The organism is Nostoc sp. (assembly GCF_036917235.1).
In the GTDB taxonomy this organism is placed as follows: Bacteria; Cyanobacteriota; Cyanobacteriia; order Cyanobacteriales; family Nostocaceae; genus Nostoc.
Map to the genome: position 1 here is coordinate 113,051 of NZ_JBALDU010000078.1, position 19,661 is coordinate 132,711.

Below are 19,661 nucleotides of genomic sequence, written 5' to 3' on the forward strand. Positions count from 1 at the left end.
CAAACTACGAGACAGCTAACTGACTCAAGTCGGCTGGGGTGAGGTTGGAGTGTACTACTTGACCATCACGGAACCAAACGATGCGCTGGGTTTGACGGGCAACTTCTGGTTCATGTGTCACCATGACAACCGTGATTCCACTGGCATTGAGTTCGCCAAAAATATCTAAGACTTCTTGGGTTGTGTGCGAATCAAGTGCGCCTGTGGGTTCATCTGCGAGGAGTACCACGGGACGATTAACGATCGCACGGGCAATCGCTACTCTTTGTTGTTGTCCGCCAGATAGTTGAGTTGGTTTGTTGTTGAGGCGATTTGCTAAACCTACTCGCGTCAGTGCTTCTGTTGCGCGATCGCTTCTTTCTTTCGGACTCACACTAGCATAAACCATTGGTAGCATCACATTTTCTAATGCTGTGAGTTGAGGTAATAAATGGAATTGTTGGAAGACAAAACCCAGCTTTTTATTACGGATGTGTGCCAAAGATTTATCATCCATTTGTGCCACATCAATATTATCTAAGTAATAATGTCCGCCTGTGGGTCGGTCTAGACAGCCGATAATATTCATCGCTGTGGATTTTCCTGAACCAGAAGGCCCCATAATTGAACAATATTCGCCCTCGTGAATAGTTAAATTCACATCGTTAAGTGCTTTGACTTCAGTTTCGCCACTGCCATATATTTTAAAGATATTCTCCAAACGAATAATTGTTGATTTAGGAACGGGATTAGGAACTAGAGAATCGGTAATTGAAATAGTGTTTGCCATAAGGATTTAGTTATTAGGTGGTAGAGACGCAATTATAGCGATCGCTCAATTAAACTATAAGAAGCAGAGAAATTCTTCCAAGCTCTTGCTGTGATAACTCTTTAAGGTGATGTAGTAGAGCAAATAAAAGCTAACTATTATCTAGCATACTGAAGGGGGTGCTTGTAGTGTTGTCATGTTTTAACGTAGCAGATTACTTTATCTGGTTAGCAAATGAAACAGGCTCTTTTATCAGTAATCTAAAGCTGCAAAAGCTTGTGTACTATGCTCAGGCTTGGCATCTTGCAATCAATGACACTCCTCTATTCCCAGAGGATTTTCAAGCCTGGATACATGGCCCTGTGATACCTGCGTTGTACCAGAAGTATAGGCTTTTTGGATGGCAACCAATTTTAGAAGATGCTAACCCAGAATTACCCCAAGAGGTTCAAGAGTTTCTAGATGAGGTTGCACAAAAATACTTTGCTTGTGATGGTTATGAACTAGAGCAAATGACTCATGCCGAGACACCCTGGAATTTGGGTAGAGGAAATCTACCACTTGATGAAGCTTCCAACGAAGTTATTCAGAAACAGTGGATGAAGGAGTATTACGGATCTCGTGTCGAAAAAAAGGATTAAGAAGACTGAGATTGCCAAAGACGGCACATCAGGTATTAGACCAACAAAGCTGAAGCCAACTCAAGGCATGAGCTTTTCGTTTAAATATTATCAGGACAGTAACAGCAAATTTTCTTGTAGCCAAAAAGACATAATCTACTGGCTGACCTTGCTCGATCGGTTAAAAAGATTTTTTACATTGTTTGGCTAGATCCAGATCATTTGCTGTACCCCACAAAAAATTAAGGAATCATCGCCACTTTAATTACTTTACGCGCCTTCATATCAGAAAACACCTGTTCTAAATCTTTTAATGGTCGCTGTTCGCTAATAAGTAACTCAAAGGGAATTTTACGACTAGCTATGAGTGCAAGGGCCGATCGCACATACTCTGGTGTATTATGAAACACGCCTTTGATGGTAAGTTCGCTATAGTGTAGCTGTTCTGTACTGACGGTAATACTGGTATCCCGTGGACATCCACCAAATAAGTTGACTGTTGCACCAGGACGGGCACAAGCGATCGCAGTTTCCCAAACACTTGGGACACCAGTAGCTTCAATTACTACATCTGCACCCCATCCTTGAGTAAGTTCTTTAACTACACTGGGAATCTCTGAAATTTGATGATAATTAAAGGTCTGGGTTGCACCCAATTTCTGACCAATTTCTAGTCTGTGGTTATTACCTCCCCACAGCAAAATCTCAGCTTTCTCACTCAACGCCGCCACAAACATCAGCCCAATTGCTCCATCTCCTAACACGACTACTTTATCTTTGGGCTTAATATTAGAACGCGCTACACCATGTAACACACAAGCTAAAGGTTCCGTCATCGCTGCCAATTCCCACGGCAAGTCATCGGGAATCTGCAACAAATTATGTTTTACTATCGGTGCAGGAATTTTCAAGTATTGCGCAAAAGTCCCATTATTCCATGTTAAATTTGGACATAAAGAATATTCTTGACGTTGACAAAAAAAGCAATTCATGCATGGAGCAGAATTATTCGCAACGATGCGATCGCCTACTTGCCAATTTGTCACCCCTGTACCCACAGCAACAATTCGCCCAGCACCTTCGTGACCAAATAGCGTCGGCGGTATCAGCATTCTGGCATGACCACCACGCCGCCAGACTTTCAAATCTGTACCACAAGTAGTTGCTGCTCCCACTTGGATTACAACTTCGCCAGCTGCCGGAGTGGGGTCAGAAACTTCCTCTAGGCGTAAATCTTCTTGACCATGAAGTAAGGCTGCTAGCAAAACTTTAAACCTATCAATTAGCTTCATCTGATTTTACCAGTTGAAGTTGGTTGATAGGTTTAAACAAATTAGTCTTGATTTATAGTAAGCTTTTATGAATCGAAAATAGCGAAAAACTAGTACAGCGCGGCGTAAATCAAGGTACCATTTGAAAACTTGCAAAAGCCTTGATATACAAAACTTTTGAATGCGTGACTTACGCCTTCCGGTACTAGGTATTCACCGCTGGCTGGGCGACTACTCCGGTGTTCCGGGTTTCCACATTAGGCAGGCGAGTAGTATTTAATAGCGGTACAGTTAACAGCGGTACTTCTTGTCGGCACGACAGGCAAAACCAATATAGTTCACCATGACGAGCATGACGCAGGAGGGAACCACCGCAGCATGGGCAGGTGTTAGCTCTCGTACTCATACCAATGTCCTCCTTAAAAAAATTGTTGTTTTAAACTAAGTCAAAAAAGCAGTTGATTAAAACTGAATGTTAGCTGCATGAATGCGGCCATTCGATTCTATGCGGTCTTTAATAATTTGTCTGTAAACAGCTTCATATCCGTTAACCATCTGGCTAACACTAAAGTTGTTTTCTACGTATTTTCGACAGGTTTGACGATTGAGTTCCAAAGCTGGTGGAATCATTGCCGCCATTTCTGCATAGCTATTGCAGATAAAACCTGTTTTACCGTGGGCAATAACTTCAGGTACGGAGCCGAAATTCATGGCAATTACTGGCGTACCAGTTGCCATTGATTCAGTCATTACTAAACCAAAAGGTTCTTGCCAGCTAATGGGGAAAAGAGTTATGGCAGCATTACCCAGAAGTTCAGTTTTTTGGGCGTGGTTAATTTCACCGAGATATTCAATTTGCTGACTATCTATGTGGGGAGCAATCTCTTGTTCAAAAAACTCAGAGTGTACTGCATCAACCTTCCCTGCCATCTTCAAGCGCCAACCATTTTGTTTAGCAATAGCGATCGCATGGTGCGGGCCTTTATCTGGCGAAAAACGACCTAAAAACGCTAAATATGGAGGTTGTAAGGGTTGGGCTACAAATGGGTAATCTGCTAGCTCAATTCCGTTATAAACCGTGCCAACATAATTGAGATCGATTTGACGCTGCGAATTACTAATGCTGATGTATGGTTGCTTTTGGTAGTAGCTAAATGCGTGGCGGTTATCAGTTGTAAAATTATTGTGCAGGGTGTGGACTGTAGCAGTTACTGTTATCAAACTCGCTAAAGGTAATGCCGAAATCCCTACATGAGAATGGATGATATCGAATTGATCCGCACGCTGGTAAACTTGACTTAGTTCTAGCATTTCGTACACTGCATACTCTTTCACATTTGGATCTAAGCGTAATGCACGTGGATAAACTGCTTCTAAATGAGCCAAAGTTTGAGAATCACCAGAGGCAAATAAAGTTACCTCATGACCGCGACGAACAAGTTCATCAGTCAAGCGACTCACTACCAGTTCTATTCCTCCATAATTAGGAGGTGGAACCCTTTCCCATAAGGGGGCAACTTGAGCAATTTTCATAAGTTTTTCTGGTTCAGTCTATGAAATTGTCCTCAATAATGAGCCAGTTCATTATTTTATGAGTAAAGAGCATTTGTACTTACTCTTTTGACATTTAAATTAACCTAACAGGCTATCAAAAGCGCAATAACGGTTAACCGTACCGCAAATTTTCTACCAACAAATCTAACGGACTATTGGCAAAAGTCAACTCTGACCTACATTTCTAACCGTATAGCTAATCTATTATTTGTTGCATCTGTCTTGGGGATCATAAAGAGGTAGAATGTTTTGTAGCAGAACTTACAAAATTGAATATTTTGTAGCTGACAATACTAAAATATTCAATGGGATCAAGTCATTAAAGCTTCATTTAAAGGTAATTGGGAAAGAGGAAAGAAATTATAAATATTAACTAATTGTACAATAATTACATAATTTGTAATTAGTAATTTACAAAAATTCTGATAATTAACTAATGAAAATCGCTACTTGGAACGTCAACTCAATTCGCACTCGCCTTGAACAGGTTATCGATTGGTTAACCCTAAATCCCGTTGATGTTCTCTGCTTGCAAGAAACCAAAGTTGTGGATGCGGAATTTCCGCGATCGCCTTTTGAGGAGTTAGGCTATAAGCTTTATATGTCAGGACAGAAATCTTATAACGGCGTAGCCTTGATTAGCCGCCAGCCACTTCTAAATGTCAGTAGCGGGTTTAGGGCGATTTTGCCAGATTTACACCACGAATGGGACGAGCAAAAGCGCGTGATTACTGGTGTAATTGATGGTGTGCGGATTGTAAACTTATATGTTCCTAATGGCGCAGCGGTAGGAACGGAGAAATACGAATACAAACTGCGCTGGTTGACAGCGCTACACGAGTATTTGCGATTGCTGGTGTTGTCAGAATCCGCAATTTGTGTGTGCGGCGACTTCAACATTGCCCTAGAAGATAAGGATATTCACGAGCAAGTGAGTACAGAAAATCACATTATGGCAACAGAAACAGAGCGCCAAGCCTTACGGGATATTCTGAAACTGGGATTTGCCGATGTTTTCCGCAAATTCACCACAGAAGGCGGAAATTATAGTTGGTGGGATTATCGCTCTGCTGCTTTCCGTCGCAACTTAGGTTGGCGAATTGACCACCACTATCTCACGCCCATTCTATATGAACGCGCTACAAGTTGTATTATTGATGTCGCACCCAGAAAGTTAACTCAACCTAGCGACCATGTGCCGGTAATTGTGGAATTTTGAATTGGGTATGGATGGGGCATAAGAGGCAGAGGTGCGGAGGGGAAAAACTTACTCCAACTTCTCCCCTGCTCCCCTGCTCCTCTGCCTCTTTCCCCACTCCCCATCAATTTAACGGCTTATATATATCCTCAGAACTGGGATTGAGATAAGGACGCTGTAAATCTATTAGGTGTCGCGCAAAGTGTTGGTCAATAACCCTCATCCTTTCCTCCATAGCATTTTTACCTTTTTGCCAAGCTTCCAATAAAGCATTAGCAACGATTTGGCAACGGTTCATCCCAAAACTTTCTTGTGCCGCAAATTTTTGGGTTGGTTCTTCGGCTAAACCTAACCCTGGAGCTAAAAATTTGGTAAACAAAGGAATTTCGGGCTGGAAATGGGATTGATTTTCGATATAAACAGTCTGAAGGATTGTGCGGATTGCTGGATAGTCGGGGAGTTCAAAGTAAAGTAGCCCCGAATCATAGCGTCCGTATGCAGAGGGGTTGTGGAGAACTTGAAAGCTAAAGGGAATCGAGGCTGCATTTAGTTGCAGTGTCAAGCTTTCCATAAGAGCGATCGCACCAGATGCCGTAAAGTTAAAGTAGATTCGCCCTGCTCCTAAATCGGCGTCTGGGCTGCTTTGCCGTTCCTGTCCAACATTGCTAACTGCTAAGTAACAGCCATTTTGCAGTCGATTTTTGGGCATCCAGATTGCTACCATGTCATCAACTTTGGTAGATTTCTTACTGGATTCTAGATGGCAATCTGGCTCAACATAAAGTGTTAAACCGCCTTTAGTCACAGCCATAGTCCCATCAGGTTCTTTCCGCAACACCTGCCATCGAGGGTCAAAGTAACCTATGCCGTGATTACTGGCGTGCAGTTGTTCGTAAAAGTCCCAGTCAATCTCCAAAATGGAATTATCTGCTAAATTATGCTTTGGCGGTCGATTAGCATTATCAGTATTGACTGCCAAAGTACTTTGTAAGGAGCCATTGTAATAGATTCCATAGAGAAAATTTCGCAGCAGGAGAGTGAGATATTTTTGTTGTAAATCTACGGAATTTTGCTGAAATCTATCGGCTATTTTAGTCGGCAGAGCGAAGGGTTGATAATTGGGATGGTAAATACAAAAATTAGACTCAATCTGGATATTTTGAGCAATATCAAATAGAGAATTTAGCGATTGATTAATAGAGGAATTTAGCATTAATCCATTCAGAAATCAAACTTTAACAAAATAGAATTTAGGAGTCAGAATACAGAATTCAGAATTGTGTGTTCTGATTCAAATTGTTCTGCTACCTATTACTAACAACCACGCAGCCGAGTTTTTTCGTAATAAATCCGAAGTAACTGCTGCTCTTTCACAGGCTGAGGAAATTTATGAATCTTTGCTACAGGATTCAGGATTTCTGACTCTGACATACCAAAAATGGTCAGTACAGCTTGCTCTGGCATTACAAGTAAACTTTTAGCTACTTGCAGCATACACAGTTCAACATTATTAAAGTGTTTCCGGCAGGTAATCATCTCCTGAATTTGATGAATTAGTGCCAGCCCCGCAAACTGGATAACGCGCGAAATAAAGTCGCTACGGTATTCCAAAATCATCGGGAAAGCATTTATATAACCCCTAATTAAGGCAATAATTGAAGGTTGTAAAATCTCTAACGGTGTTAACGCCAAATGTAGAGATTCTTCTAACTCAATGGTGGGGTCTACTACCAGACTATTAAGCCAAATTCCTAAATAGCTTGCCAGTAAAGTTCCTAAATCAAAGGCTGGGTCTCCCCAAGAGCAAGCTTCCCAGTCAATTAGTCGTATAAGACAATTGTCTAATTGCTCCCATTTGGAATGAACCAAAATGTTGTTTAATTTCAGGTCATTGTGAGTTAAGCAGCAAGGATTCCAGCTATATGCCAAATCTGCGATCGCAGATTCCAAACTCTCGTATTGTTGATAAAGAACATAGAATTTTAGTGCATCCGTGGGAACAGTCCCAAAAATCTCTGGGCCAATTGACCCTACCCCTTGAGCTGGATTGTAAAACCCGTAGCGAAACTCTCCTTGGGGAGCAGTTGCCATAAAATCCCGATATTCTCGGCGGTTGTAAGTGGCGCGATGCAGTCCCGCTAAAGTCGTACCGATGGCAGAGGCAATTTCTTGTGGAAAAATCTCATTGTTGTGGTATAGTGTCGCAAGCTCTAGATATTCATTCAAGTAGCTACGGACAAGAATCGAATTTTCTTCGTCAAAATGCACTACCAATGGCGCAATCGCTGAAGTATTACCTAAAACTGGAAACTGTTGTAGCAATTGGTGAAACAGCCACTCCTGAAACAATTCATGAGGCGCGCCGTCATTGTTGTTAACGTTACGTTCTTGTTTAATGAGCAGTTGGCGATTATCTGCTAAAGTCACTAGTAAATTGAAATTGTTCTGACTACTTCCTGGCAACTCAGATTTGTCTGATGGGCCATCTTCTGAGCTACACAGACCCGCGTCTTGCAGATACTGGATAACGTTATGAGAAGACAGTGATAATACCATGTATTATTTCCTACTTCATTAAATTACTTAAACTTATCGTGTCAAATTTCTTGGTCTTAAGAGTTTTTAGTAGATAGGAACTAATGCAAGAAGAGAGATGTGAATAACAATAAAGATTTCTACAATCTACTAATATCTCATATTTGGGAGAAAAGCCTGCCAAAATGGCACCAAGTCCTTTGCAATTCCTTTAAAATTGGCTCCCAGATACCCTGACATCTTTACACTTTATCAGCATAGTTACTTAGATACATCTAGAGTAAGTTTTGTGGTCAAGCCTTTTTTTTGTGGACAAGAAGCATCCCCAGCAAAAAAAAACTGATTGGTAGCAGATGTGTTTGATGTTCAGTAGTCATCCTCAAAGCAGCGAAGAATTTGAGTAATCCTTCGCGATACAAAGCATGACATTCAACACTATTACTTTTATTTATCATCACGAAGCCAAAAAAACCGGAGTTTTTTAGCAATTAGTAATTATTTTTTGATTTAATTTTCAGAATTGATGTCTGGAAAGCTTATTATCACGTTATTTTTGTCACCTATATATTGTAGATGACTACGGGCGATCGCAAACAAAGCCTACATGAGCGCACCTTATGGGGCGTGATGCGTAAAACCCCCGTCATTTATGCGGGGGATATAAGCGAATGTGCCAAATTTATTTTGCTGTCTTACCCCTGTTCTGTCACTTTCCGGCAGGGCAATCGCTAGAAGTCTTATGAGGCAATCAATACAAGCTATACTATTAGAAAAAAATTGGTCTTGTATTTATTATTAGAAAAGAATCGCGCAATCGCTTGCTATACAAAAGCTCTAGAATTAAGAAATGGCAAATGTTTTCGGAGAGTGACAGAACAGGGTTATAGCACTTCCGGCAGCTATGAGGTACATTCTAAAAGCTGAAAGCAATGATAGGAGAGGGGCAAGGAGAAAACTATATTGCATAATAGCCGGAAGCGCTGTATGTAAATAATGTTAACATAAGACGATGGTTAATTGGTCGATGCCATGATTGTTTACGAGTTCAAAGTTAAGGGGAAAGAGAAACAGTATCGTGCTATTGATGAGGCTATTCGCACTAGTCAATTCATTCAAAATAAGTGCTTGCGCTATTGGATAGATAACAAAAATATTGGCAGATATGACCTCAATAAATATTGCGCGGTATTAGCTGCTGAATTTCCCTTTGCTGATGAACTAAACTCAATGGCTAGACAATCTGCGGCTGAACGTTCTTGGGGTGCAATTTCGCGATTTTACGATAACTGCAAGAAGAAAGTTAAGGGCAAGAAAGGCTTTCCCAGGTTTAAGAAAAATTGCCGTTCGGTTGAATATAAATCAACTGGTTGGAAGCTTTCTGTTACTCGTAAAGCCATAACTTTCTCAGACAAGAAAGGTATTGGAACCGTGAGACTAAAGGGAACCTATGACCTTAATTACTATGACATTAAACAGATTAAGCGTGTTCGTTTAGTATGTCGTTCCGATGGATACTATGCTCAATTTGCGATTGAAGTGGATGTCAAGGTAGAAAGTCAGCCTGCCTTACAAGTAGTTGGTATTGACTTGGGGTTAAAGTATTTCATTGCCGACAATAGAGGTAATGTGGAACCTTCACCCCAGTTCTATCGCCAATCCGAAAAACAGTTAAACCGTGCTAATCGTAAAAAGTCTAAGAAGTTCACCAAACAAAGAAAGTTAGACTTGCAGAAACAATCAAATAATTACCACAAAGCTAGAAATAGATATGCCCGGAAGCATTTAAGAGTAAGTAGGCAGCGAAAAGAGTACTGCAAGAGATTAGCATACTCCGTCATCCAATCTAATGATTTGGTAGCCTATGAAGATTTGAATGTGAAAGGGCTTGTGAGAAATCGACATCTAGCTAAATCTATTAGTGATGCTGGTTGGTACACTTTCCGTCAGTGGTTAGAATATTTTGGTCACAAATACGGTAAGGTGACTGTTGCAGTCCCTCCTCATAATACAAGTCAAAACTGTTCTAGCTGTGGCGAGAAAGTGAAAAAATCTCTGTCTACAAGAACTCATGTTTGCCCACATTGCAACTATGTAGCGGATAGGGACATAAACGCTAGCATTAATATTTTGAAATTAGGACTGAGTACCGTAGGGCATACGGGAATTTACGCTACAGGAGATTTGCCCTCTTGGGCGGTTGGCGCAAGCCTGTCGTCTAACGGCGAGTCTGTGAATGTAGAATCCCCGAATTAAAAATTCGGGGAGTGTCAAGTAAGTGTACTTTTGTCAAGCTTGAAACAGGGCATTTTTCAAAGGCAAGAGTAAAAAGTCACAGTAATATAAATGTACTAATATAATTCAAAGTAGGGAAAGTCATGCCATACCAAAAACACAGGAGGGTGGTTATTGCTTAGAGACTAATGCTACCTTAAAGCCACAAATTGATTCACCATCACCGCCAATGCCAGCATACCCAAAATTGTCATTAATCCCGCAGGCATAAACTTGCGTGTTTTTGCTAGTCGAAATGCAAAGAAAACTACTAAAACAGCAGTAACCAACACTGCTAAAATCGCACCCCAGGTTTGTCCTTGGAGTTGAAAGTAAGCGGCAAGTATTAGTAATAAACCGCTAATGCTACCACTTAAGAGTGAGACTCTACTTGTAGCTTGAATGTAACCAATAACGCCACCAACAATCGCTAATATGCCGTAGGCAAAAGCAGCAACTATACCTAAATTCATTGTTAAAACCTATGTAGACTTTGACTTTACTGCCAGGGTCAGCAGACAATTTACCATAGCTATTTAGCTATACCACACAGTTGATTGATAAATAATCTAGCGATACCAATGGCAAGTACTTCCTTATATACAAAGGTTCAATATCTCCAGCGCCAAGCAGCCTCACTTTTACTGTACCAGTCTGTTCTCCAAGGTGAAGTCGGGATGGCGTTTCTGGAACTGTTGGAAGCTATACGTTACACTAACACCGATGCACGAGGTTGTCTCCAAGCCTACGGCAGTTACTTCCACGCTTTAGCTGCTAGAAATCAAAACTGGGAAGACTATTTAATTACTCAACTTCTCTTCTGTGAGAATCCCTTTACAAGGCTGGCGGGAGTGCGAGAATTTGAAGATTTGCCCTCAGCTTTAGTCACAGCAGTTCAGCATGATTTACAAATATTGCAAAGTCTCTATGAATGTAGCAGCGCTTCTTTGAGCGAGTGGGTACAAGACGTTGCTTATATGCCGATTTCACCAGTAGTGTGGTATAAAGAGCAAGAATTAGTAGGAGTAGACACAAAGTTCGCGACATATCTACAAGAGTTAGATAATTGGGGTGATGCTGTAGAAAAGTTAGCAGCTTATTATCGGCAATGTGGCTCTGGTTTATTTGCAGAATATCGCGCTTTACGCTGGCAATCTGGGCAGTTTATCGGTATCCGATATTCTGACCAAATTAAGCTGAGTGCTCTTGTCGGTTACGAGTCTCAAAAAGATGCTTTGCTGAAAAATACAGAGTTTTTATTATCAGGAGAAATGGCACTGCATGTCTTACTTTACGGTAGTCGCGGTTCTGGCAAATCTTCTTTAGTGAAATCTTTGTTGAATGAATATAGCAATCGCAGTCTCCGCTTATTAGAAGTAGCAAAATCTGATTTAAAAGACTTACCAGAAATCGTGGAACATTTACGAGGTGTGTCACAAAAATTTATTATCTTTGTCGATGACCTTTCATTTGAAGAAGATGATGATGCCTTTAAAGCCCTCAAGGTAGTTTTAGAAGGTAATTTAACGGCGCGGCCTCAAAATGTAGTTGTCTATGCTACTTCCAATCGCCGCCACTTGATTCGGGAGTTTTTTGTAGATAGACCGACTCCCAAGGATAACGAGGAAATCCATGCCTGGGATACGATGCAGGAGAAGCTTTCGTTTAGCGATCGCTTTGGTTTAACCTTAACTTTTGAACCAGCCAATCAGAAAACTTATTTAAAAATTGTACAACATCTAGTGGCACAAGCTGAAATTAATATTACCCAAGAAGATTTAGAATTTCAGGCATTACAATGGGCAACTCGTCATAATGGTCGTTCTGGACGTACAGCACGGCAGTTTGTTGATTTTTTAAAAGCAGATTTAACACTTTTTCATGCAAATAAAAACACATCCAACACTTAACAAAATTGTTTCATTAATGATTGCGCTTTTTTGTAACTTACAGAGCAATATTATGCAAGATTAACTAAAATTAGAGATTTCATAACAATTCTGATACCCAAATAGAGAAAAATATCTTGATTTCCCAGATAAACCACTTGGATTAAGTATGTTATGTGTATGTGTTTTTTAAGTACGAATTACGTTAGCGCAGCGTTAGCGAATCTTCTCCCTTGGCGCTAGCCTCTCCCTTTGGGAGAAGGGGAGATGCCAAGGGCGAACGACCGTCATTACGAATTATAAATTACTATGAGAGCTACTTATTCAGATAATTTAACTACGCTAAAAACCAGCAATATGCAATCAGTAACGATCAGCAATCGATTTATACTAGTGATAGTTGCCTTTAGTGTGAGTTTTGGTCTTAGCCTTGTCCCAAGCTGGGATTTCAATAAAGCCTTTCTCACAGGTGTAATTACTGCCGTTACTATCCATACAACAGCATTATTCATAGACAAGCGACGTAGAAATTATGAAATTTTTGTTTTAGGTTCTCTCCGCAAGCGAATTAAAGAGATGGAGGGATTAAAAGCTCGTGTTGTTAGAGAAATAAATCAAATTGAAGAACATCATAATTTACTATATGCTGAATCACAAAAACTCCAAAATCAAGTTATAGAAAGCCGTAGCCAAAGAGATAGTCTACATCGAGAATTAAGAACATTTGCCGGACAAAAGAAGCAATTAGAAACAGAAGTTAGTAACCTGCAAACTGAAATTAATAATTTGCAGAACAATCAAAGTGAATTGAATAATGCTTTTTCTATTCTCACAGCAGAAAAGCGCCGTTTAGAGTCAAATTGTAATGTATCTCGTGCTGAAATCACCCAATTGCAAAGTCAAATTTTTGAGCTACAACACGAGAAACAAGAAAATGAAAGTAATTTAACTCTTTTAGGCAGACTCAAACCCCAATTAGAAGAAAAATTATACGAACTACGAATTGCAATTCAAGAGCTAGAAGTTGAGACAACCCAAAATAATCAATTGCTAGTGGCAACGAAAACCGAAAGAGAAAATATCCAAGCTATTCTTAATTCTTCGCAAACCCAACTAGCAGAATCCAAAGCCGAATTACAGCAACTACAAGGACAAGTTTCATTATTGCAAGAAGAACGAGACTCATTACAAAATCAAGTATGGGAATTACTACAACAAGTAGAAACCTTGAATCCAGAGCCTTTGTCGGAGAATTCCCAAGAAGATGATATTGAATTGTTTCCATTTTCGGAAATAATTGAATCTTCAGATGTAATTGAAAATTCAAAAGTTGAGACATCGGAAAATATCCCTGAAGAATGGACTAATTTCCTCGGAAATCTTCCAGGACATGAGTTACAAGTATTAAAAGCTATAGTTGAACAAGATAATCCCAATAGTGCTATTAAAAAAATTGCCGAAGCAAATATTACTATGCCAAATTTATTAATCGATTCTATAAATGAACAGGCAAATGATACTATTGGTGAATTAATAATTAATTCTGATTCCGAAAGTCCAAAAGTTTATCAGGAGCATATAACAGATGTCAAAAAAATGATTGCGATGTATGAAGGCCTCATGGCTAGACATACTTCGTCAAATTAAATAGTTATTGCCGTCGTAAGATTTAGTAGTAAGATGATATCCCTTACCTACTTCTGCGTGCTTCTGCGTTTAGAATAAAGTGAAGTGTAATACATGGCAAAGCTCAAAATCTCGAAGAAAATATCCACTGCTTTAATCAATTCCCTTGGTGCGGGGGTAGTACCAAGAGTGGGAGTTGAATATATCGCTGTAGGTCGAGAAAAAGAACTCAAAAGCCTATTACAAAATCTCGATGATATTGCAGAAGGTGTCGCAGCATTTCGCTTCATAATTGGTAACTACGGTTCAGGGAAAAGTTTTTTATTACAACTAATTCGTAACCGTGCTATGGAGCAAGGTTTTGTAGTATCTGATGCTGATTTATCGCCAGAACGCCGATTAGCTGGAAGCAACCACGAAGGTGTCGCTACCTATCGAGAATTAATGAGCCACCTAGCTACAAAAACTCGTCCTGATGGTGGTGCTTTAGTCTCAATTTTAGAAGGATGGATTAATAAAATTCAACAAGAAGTGGTTAAAGAAACTGAAATGCGTCCGAATGACGATGGTTTTGATGACCAAGTTGAATCAAAAATTAGAGAAGTAGTTCAGTATATTGAAGATTTAGTTCACGGTTTTGATTTTGGTAGCGTCATTATCGCTTATTGGCGTGGCTACCGAATGGATGATGATAATTTAAAAAATGCAGCAATGCGCTGGTTGCGGGGAGAATTTACTACTAAAGTGGAGGCGAAAGCAGCTTTAGGAGTGCGCGTTATTATTGATGATGATAGTTGGTATGACTATATAAAACTGTTTGCGAAATTTGTAGCTGAAATTGGTTATAAAGGACTGTTAATTATACTTGATGAAGCTGTACATTTATATCAAATATCTACTACAGTCACGCGGGAAAAGAATTATAATCGACTCCTGGCAATGTTTAACGATACGATGCAGTGCAAAGCAGAACATCTTGGCATTGTCGTTGGTGGAACAACCAAGTTTTTAGAAGACCCCAAACGCGGACTTTTTGCAGACCAAGCTTGGCAAAGACGCACAAAAGAAAGTCGTTTTGTTGCACAGGCTAATGTTCAGGAACATTTAGGGCCAGTGATTCGGTTAAATCCGTTGAGTGAAGCAGAAATTTTGACACTTCTGCAACGTTTAGCTGAGATTCATGCACTCAATTTTGGGTATGAACAGACTTTGACAAATCGGGAATTGAAGGAGTTTGTGCAAGAAATTATTAATCGCTTAGGTGCAGAGGCATTACTTACACCAGGGGAAATTGTGCGAGATTTTATGAGTGTGCTGAATATTCTTCACCAAAATCCAGGAATTGCATTTGCTGAATTAATTCATGGTTCTAAATTTAAACCTACTGCTATGGGTAAGGATGCAGATGTGGATGAGGATGGCGCAGCAGAATTTAGTTTGTAGTTTACTCTCTAGTAATTGGTAAGCCTAACCAATCGCTAAGTTCATGAGCTAGCCAATCAAGTTCTGGAGGAGTAGCAGGAAAAAAAGAAAATTCACCACTTAAAATATCATACTTTTTTATTCCTGCCCAGATTGTCAAGCAAGGTTGATTATATGTATCCTTACCGCGTTCTAGACGTAGAATATCTTGTCTTGAACTTGGAGATGGATGAAACCGTTTAATTCCGAACAATTCATAAATCAAGGCAATTTTCTGATGATTAATACAAAGTTTCTTTTTCCCAAATACACCTATTAAAATAAAAATAAATAATAAAATTATCAGGGATAAAAATAATATCAAAGATGCCAAAGATGCCAAGTTAACAATGTTACCATCAATAAAAATTGGCAATACAGGGATAAATAAAATAATTGGTATAAATATAACTAAATTCATAATAGTTATTTGGCTAAGGAAACCTCTAGGTGGGATGAGAATTTCTAGAATGGCTTTTGCTAGTTCCTTAACTTCTTCTTCACTAAAACTACGCCCAGCTTTGAGTTGTACTTCTAGAGATTGGGCTGGGATATAACTTTGTACGAGTGCAAATCCTCTGCTGTTGGGTGAATCTAGCTCAAAGTAGTTAAGGTAGCGGGGAATGGCTGGGTGGGAGAGTGCTTTGAGAGTTTCAGCTTCCCGCTCAAATAATTTGAGGTCGTTCCATTCAAACTCATTACCAAAAGACAGTATTTTGACTATTACTAATTCTAGAGTTTGTAAGTCACGAGCTAGCAGCGATCGCCGTCCGGCTTTTTTGCCTAGTTCCTGCTGGACTTGATACCGTTCCAACAGGATTTCTTGGTGAGAATCTGGCGATTCTTGACTTGTCATTTGCTCGTGACTCCAAAGCTTTGTTGCTTTTATAGCTTTCCTATTTATTACTGCCCCACTGTAAGATTACTTAAGTCAGCAACAAGTATTTAGGTTGGGTGAAGGCTTTGCGTAACCTAACATCTTGATATATGTTGGGTTGCGCTCCGCTCCACCCAACCTACGTCTAATGAACTATTTTAAGCTTTCGAGACGCGATAAATCGCCATATCTACAAGTGTTTTAATCAATCGATGGTATTCTGCGATCGCAAATCGTTTAAGTGTCACAGCATTCATAAGACATCTTTCCAATACTATTTGTACACTAGCAGAGATTAAACTGACTGCGTTGTTTACTGCCGCAGGCGTTGCAATGACTCAAATTGCTGCCAACAAAGGTACAATGCACGCGGTACGTGAAAACATCCTTTCCATTTGCCGCCTTTAAGGTTCAACAATACTTCCCCACGGCGATTGAGATACCCAAACCACTCACCGTATTCTGAATCAGCAAAGTGTGACCAGGCGTAATCGTGCATCTTTTCATACCATTCCCAACACACCTCACGCCCTGTCAGGCGATAGCCCATCGCTAATGCAACCAATGATTCTAGGTGAACCCACCACAGCTTTTGATCCCATTCCAATTGTTGTGGGGGATGACCGGCTGCATCCATAAAGTAATACAATCCGCCGTACTCGCTATCCCAAGCAAAATTCAGAATATTTAACACCACATCAACGGCTTGGTTAATAGTTTTGGTGTCGTTTTGGCGACGCGCGATATCCATGATGAACCACATCGCTTCGATACCGTGACCTGGATTAATCAGCCGTCCCTCAAAAGAATCTATGTGGGAACCGTCAGGGGCAACGTTTTCGTACATTAGTCCCCGTTCTTGGTCGAGAAAATCAGTCATTACTTCGCGGACTGTCTCAGCTAGGACATTCTCTAGTGTTTCCTTTGGTAACAGCCACTCCATTTCTAGAGTCAGGTTGGCTAAAATCATCGGTACAGCCAATGATTTCATCGGGCGTGTGCCGGGATAGGTTTTATTATATTTGCCCTTGGGGTTATCTTTGCGGCGTAATACGTTGTTATAAGCTTGTATAGCTACATCCTTTGCCCATTCTTCGCCGCCAGCGAGTGCATATTGACTAAATGCCATCGCCGCAAAGCAATCAGAAAAGATGTTGTAAGGGTGAACCAATGGTTTCCCTTCACGGGTGAGGGCAAAGTACCAGTTACCATCGCTATCTCTACCATGTTGGGCGAGAAAATTAGCGCCGTTGCTGGCAATTTTTAGCCAATTTTCGCGCTTTTCTAGCTGGTTGTAAAGCATCGAAAAAGTCCATACTTGGCGGTTTTGTAGCCAGATGAATTTGTCTGTATCATAAATTTTGCCTTCGCGATCGAGGCAGGTGAAATAGCCGCCTTGCTGCCAATCGAGAGAATATTTTTCCCAAAAGGGGAGTACGTCGTTGAGGAGGGCGTTTTTGTAAAGTTCAGCGTAGGCGTAGCCCGTCGGAGGCATCCCTTGAAAGTCCTTCTCCATAAATTTGCTCCCCTTTTATACCAAAACCAACAGCTTAACAGTTATCATATTTTGACTCGAACATGGAGCGTTCGCGTCTGTCTTTTACAAGATTTAGTCAGCAGCAGGTATACTTCTATCTTGTATCTTGCACCATTCTCAATAACTGTAGGGTAGTTTTTTAGATATGAGGTTGTTATGAGTCAGATTGAACGAGTTGCGATCGTTGGAGGAAACCACGGTAATGAGTTAACAGGAGTACATTTAGTCAAAAAGTTTCAGCAATATCCTAATTTAATCAACAGAGCCAGTTTTGAAACTCTGGCATTACTTGGTAATCTCAAAGCTATTGAAGAAGGCAAACGATATATTGAAAAAGATTTAAATCGTTGTTTCACTAATCAAGGCTTACAAAATCCCCAACTCTCAAGTTATGAAGATACGCGGGCAAAAGCAATTCAACAGATATTGCAACCGCAAAATCAGCCCTTTGTAGATGTAATTGTTGATTTGCATAGCACAACTGCCAATATGGGGTTAAGTCTAATTTTTTGTGATATGCATCCTTTATTACTTCGATTAGGTGCTTATTTAAGTTCTATCAATCCTTTGGTGAAAGTCTGTATTAATCAGGAATCCAAAGAAAATGGTTTTCTCCGTTCTTTGTGTGAATTGGGTTTTGTTATAGAAGTTGGGGCTGTGGCTCAAAATGTTTTAAACGCCGAATTATTTCAGGAAACAGAACAGCTTATTTATGCAGTTTTAGATTATTTTGAAGGGTGCAATCAAGGGAATATTCCGCAGACAAGCAACCACCTTACACTTTATAAATACATTGGAACTGTCGATTATCCTAGAAGCGATGCCTACGGTGGGCTGCGCCAACGCGGGGAAATTCAAGCTATGATTCACCCCCAGCTTCAGTTTAGAGATTATGAACCTTTGCATCCAGGCGATCCAATGTTTCTGACTTTTGAAGGAAAAGATATTTTCTATGAAGGAGAGTCTACTGTTTATCCTATTTTTATTAATGAAGCGGCTTACTACGAGAAAGGAATTGCGATGTATTTAAGTCAAAAGCAGGAAGAAATAGTTTAATTTGTTCATTACCTTCGCCTCACTTTTATCTCTATAGTCGATTTATTTAGCTACAAAAATTAAGCAGATAAATATTTTTGGCAATTAATATCAATTTTCTGTCTGCAATAACCAAAAGCCGCTATAAGTCATACCAGAATCATCGGGTTGAACTAACAAAAAATGCAATCCTCGGCAATGCTTTTTGCGTTGTTCAAATGCTTGGGCTGCTGTGGTAACTTCTGGATCTTCAAATGTGGCAACAATCCATCTATCCACCAAGCTAGCTTCTAATATTAAGCCATCCGGTGCGCCAGAAATGTAGTTCAAGCTGACGGCACGGGCTTGCTGCAACCACCGTGCTAGGCGCATTGATTGCCGTCCCCCATAAATTACTACACCAGGAACAGGAACTGTTGATGCTAAACCCAAATTGATTGGTTTGAGATGTTCTGGAATGTGCAAAATGGGAATGGGGCGATCGCTAAATCTCGTTTCTACATCACTAGCAGCTAGAGTCGCAAAACGCCATTGTTCTCCCCAGAGGTTTTCTGGTAATGGTGCTGGGGGCGGTTTATCTAGGGTTGAGGGATATTGCTTTTCTTGTAACCACTGCTTCAATGCCAAGGTGCAGCGAGTAGGTTCGACATTAATACCTAAATTGCGTCCAGCCGCCTCAATTAAACTGAGAGACTGAGGACGAAACACTTGAATCACATCTGGCAATTTTTCACCAGATGCTAACTCAAGTTGAGTCGCAACCCAATTAGAATTTGCTGCTGACTGGAGACAGGTAGCTTCATACTTAAAGCTGCGAGTTGCGTCACAAATCAACAACTCCCATAAAACTTGTCCAGACGCATCTTGTGAGGGACGACGATAAAAATCAACCTGCCAAATTTTCATTTATTTGAAACCAAAAGCGTCAATCGCCTTTTCTATTCAGATTACTCCCTTTGGGCCATGAGATTACTTATAGCAGTTTTCAATTGCCTGGATTACACACAATTCGTAGGGGCGCAAGGCGTTCCTTGATGTA

17 protein-coding genes are annotated in these 19,661 nt (G+C 40.3%); 7 read left to right on the plus strand and 10 right to left on the minus strand.

Annotated elements, in window-relative coordinates:
• Window positions 1-4: 4 nt before the first annotated feature.
• Window positions 5-769 (minus strand): ABC transporter ATP-binding protein, encoded by a 765-nt coding sequence (locus V7K44_RS22480; RefSeq protein WP_334718121.1) that lies wholly within the window; start codon window positions 767-769, stop codon window positions 5-7.
• A gap of 167 nt (window positions 770-936) precedes the next feature.
• On the opposite strand from V7K44_RS22480, the gene V7K44_RS22485 reads away from it, so the two are divergent.
• Window positions 937-1,389, plus strand: a complete 453-nt coding sequence (locus V7K44_RS22485) for a Panacea domain-containing protein (RefSeq protein ID WP_334934500.1) — start codon at window positions 937-939, stop codon at window positions 1,387-1,389.
• A 221-nt stretch (window positions 1,390-1,610) separates the two neighbouring features.
• Here V7K44_RS22485 and V7K44_RS22490 read toward each other — a convergent pair whose 3' ends face one another.
• The 3 genes from V7K44_RS22490 to V7K44_RS22500 all read right to left on the minus strand — a co-directional run bounded on the left by V7K44_RS22490 (window position 1,611) and on the right by V7K44_RS22500 (window position 4,172).
• Complete coding sequence (locus V7K44_RS22490) at window positions 1,611-2,633, minus strand: zinc-dependent alcohol dehydrogenase (RefSeq protein ID WP_334934627.1); 1,023 nt, start codon at window positions 2,631-2,633, stop codon at window positions 1,611-1,613.
• A gap of 211 nt (window positions 2,634-2,844) precedes the next feature.
• Entirely contained in the window at window positions 2,845-3,045 is a 201-nt protein-coding gene (locus V7K44_RS22495) for a hypothetical protein (RefSeq protein ID WP_334837061.1), read from the minus strand.
• A gap of 56 nt (window positions 3,046-3,101) precedes the next feature.
• On the minus strand, window positions 3,102-4,172 hold the full coding sequence (locus tag V7K44_RS22500) for a glycosyltransferase family 4 protein (RefSeq protein ID WP_334934503.1): 1,071 nt from the start codon (window positions 4,170-4,172) through the stop codon (window positions 3,102-3,104).
• A 457-nt stretch (window positions 4,173-4,629) separates the two neighbouring features.
• Here V7K44_RS22500 and xth point away from each other — a divergent pair, with 457 nt between their 5' ends.
• The gene (gene xth / locus V7K44_RS22505; protein ID WP_334934505.1) at window positions 4,630-5,412 is read left to right on the plus strand and encodes an exodeoxyribonuclease III; all 783 of its coding nucleotides are present in this window, start codon (window positions 4,630-4,632) and stop codon (window positions 5,410-5,412) included.
• A gap of 103 nt (window positions 5,413-5,515) precedes the next feature.
• Here xth and V7K44_RS22510 read toward each other — a convergent pair whose 3' ends face one another.
• Complete coding sequence (locus tag V7K44_RS22510) at window positions 5,516-6,604, minus strand: T3SS effector HopA1 family protein (RefSeq protein WP_334934507.1); 1,089 nt, start codon at window positions 6,602-6,604, stop codon at window positions 5,516-5,518.
• A 101-nt stretch (window positions 6,605-6,705) separates the two neighbouring features.
• Entirely contained in the window at window positions 6,706-7,947 is a 1,242-nt protein-coding gene (locus V7K44_RS22515) for a phosphotransferase family protein (protein WP_334934509.1), read from the minus strand.
• Window positions 7,948-8,955: 1,008 nt separating this feature from the next.
• Here V7K44_RS22515 and V7K44_RS22520 point away from each other — a divergent pair.
• On the plus strand, window positions 8,956-10,179 hold the full coding sequence (locus V7K44_RS22520) for an RNA-guided endonuclease InsQ/TnpB family protein (protein ID WP_334934511.1): 1,224 nt from the start codon (window positions 8,956-8,958) through the stop codon (window positions 10,177-10,179).
• Between the two features lie 170 nt (window positions 10,180-10,349).
• On the opposite strand, the gene V7K44_RS22525 is transcribed toward V7K44_RS22520, so the two are convergent.
• Window positions 10,350-10,670: a TMEM14 family protein gene (locus V7K44_RS22525; protein ID WP_334818207.1), complete on the minus strand. Its 321-nt coding sequence runs from the start codon at window positions 10,668-10,670 to the stop codon at window positions 10,350-10,352.
• 108 nt (window positions 10,671-10,778) lie between these two features.
• Between V7K44_RS22525 and V7K44_RS22530 the strand changes: the two genes are divergently transcribed.
• The 3 genes from V7K44_RS22530 to V7K44_RS22540 all read left to right on the plus strand — a co-directional run bounded on the left by V7K44_RS22530 (window position 10,779) and on the right by V7K44_RS22540 (window position 15,155).
• Entirely contained in the window at window positions 10,779-12,107 is a 1,329-nt protein-coding gene (locus V7K44_RS22530) for a DUF815 domain-containing protein (protein ID WP_442940710.1), read from the plus strand.
• A 336-nt stretch (window positions 12,108-12,443) separates the two neighbouring features.
• Window positions 12,444-13,733 carry a tellurite resistance TerB C-terminal domain-containing protein gene (locus tag V7K44_RS22535; RefSeq protein WP_334934513.1) on the plus strand — a complete coding sequence of 430 codons (1,290 nt, stop codon included), beginning with the start codon at window positions 12,444-12,446 and terminating at the stop codon, window positions 13,731-13,733.
• A 93-nt stretch (window positions 13,734-13,826) separates the two neighbouring features.
• A complete protein-coding gene (locus V7K44_RS22540) occupies window positions 13,827-15,155 on the plus strand; it encodes an ATP-binding protein (protein WP_334934515.1) in 1,329 nt (442 codons plus the stop codon).
• Window position 15,156: 1 nt separating this feature from the next.
• Here the strand turns inward: V7K44_RS22540 and V7K44_RS22545 are convergent, their stop codons facing one another.
• Both V7K44_RS22545 and V7K44_RS22550 read right to left on the minus strand, forming a co-directional pair.
• A complete protein-coding gene (locus tag V7K44_RS22545) occupies window positions 15,157-16,029 on the minus strand; it encodes a hypothetical protein (RefSeq protein ID WP_334934518.1) in 873 nt (290 codons plus the stop codon).
• 334 nt (window positions 16,030-16,363) lie between these two features.
• Window positions 16,364-17,566: an AGE family epimerase/isomerase gene (locus V7K44_RS22550; RefSeq protein WP_334934520.1), complete on the minus strand. Its 1,203-nt coding sequence runs from the start codon at window positions 17,564-17,566 to the stop codon at window positions 16,364-16,366.
• A 177-nt stretch (window positions 17,567-17,743) separates the two neighbouring features.
• Between V7K44_RS22550 and V7K44_RS22555 the strand changes: the two genes are divergently transcribed.
• Entirely contained in the window at window positions 17,744-18,643 is a 900-nt protein-coding gene (locus V7K44_RS22555; RefSeq protein ID WP_334934522.1) for an aspartoacylase, read from the plus strand.
• A 90-nt stretch (window positions 18,644-18,733) separates the two neighbouring features.
• On the opposite strand, the gene V7K44_RS22560 is transcribed toward V7K44_RS22555, so the two are convergent.
• The gene (locus V7K44_RS22560) at window positions 18,734-19,528 is read right to left on the minus strand and encodes a Tab2/Atab2 family RNA-binding protein (RefSeq protein ID WP_334934524.1); all 795 of its coding nucleotides are present in this window, start codon (window positions 19,526-19,528) and stop codon (window positions 18,734-18,736) included.
• Window positions 19,529-19,661 lie beyond the last annotated feature (133 nt).

Bases quoted from the DNA above. Each gene is read 5' to 3' on its own strand.
- V7K44_RS22545 (WP_334934518.1), bottom strand. From the start codon at position 16,029: ATGACAAGTCAAGAATCGCCAGATTCTCACCAAGAAATCCTGTTGGAA.
- V7K44_RS22525 (WP_334818207.1), bottom strand. From the start codon at position 10,670: ATGAATTTAGGTATAGTTGCTGCTTTTGCCTACGGCATATTAGCGATT.
- xth (WP_334934505.1), top strand. From the start codon at position 4,630: ATGAAAATCGCTACTTGGAACGTCAACTCAATTCGCACTCGCCTTGAA.
- V7K44_RS22510 (WP_334934507.1), bottom strand. From the start codon at position 6,604: ATGCTAAATTCCTCTATTAATCAATCGCTAAATTCTCTATTTGATATT.
- V7K44_RS22515 (WP_334934509.1), bottom strand. From the start codon at position 7,947: ATGGTATTATCACTGTCTTCTCATAACGTTATCCAGTATCTGCAAGAC.
- V7K44_RS22550 (WP_334934520.1), bottom strand. From the start codon at position 17,566: ATGGAGAAGGACTTTCAAGGGATGCCTCCGACGGGCTACGCCTACGCT.
- V7K44_RS22535 (WP_334934513.1), top strand. From the start codon at position 12,444: ATGCAATCAGTAACGATCAGCAATCGATTTATACTAGTGATAGTTGCC.
- V7K44_RS22495 (WP_334837061.1), bottom strand. From the start codon at position 3,045: ATGAGTACGAGAGCTAACACCTGCCCATGCTGCGGTGGTTCCCTCCTG.
- V7K44_RS22480 (WP_334718121.1), bottom strand. From the start codon at position 769: ATGGCAAACACTATTTCAATTACCGATTCTCTAGTTCCTAATCCCGTT.
- V7K44_RS22560 (WP_334934524.1), bottom strand. From the start codon at position 19,528: ATGAAAATTTGGCAGGTTGATTTTTATCGTCGTCCCTCACAAGATGCG.
- V7K44_RS22555 (WP_334934522.1), top strand. From the start codon at position 17,744: ATGAGTCAGATTGAACGAGTTGCGATCGTTGGAGGAAACCACGGTAAT.
- V7K44_RS22520 (WP_334934511.1), top strand. From the start codon at position 8,956: ATGATTGTTTACGAGTTCAAAGTTAAGGGGAAAGAGAAACAGTATCGT.
- V7K44_RS22540 (WP_334934515.1), top strand. From the start codon at position 13,827: ATGGCAAAGCTCAAAATCTCGAAGAAAATATCCACTGCTTTAATCAAT.
- V7K44_RS22500 (WP_334934503.1), bottom strand. From the start codon at position 4,172: ATGAAAATTGCTCAAGTTGCCCCCTTATGGGAAAGGGTTCCACCTCCT.
- V7K44_RS22530 (WP_442940710.1), top strand. From the start codon at position 10,779: ATGGCAAGTACTTCCTTATATACAAAGGTTCAATATCTCCAGCGCCAA.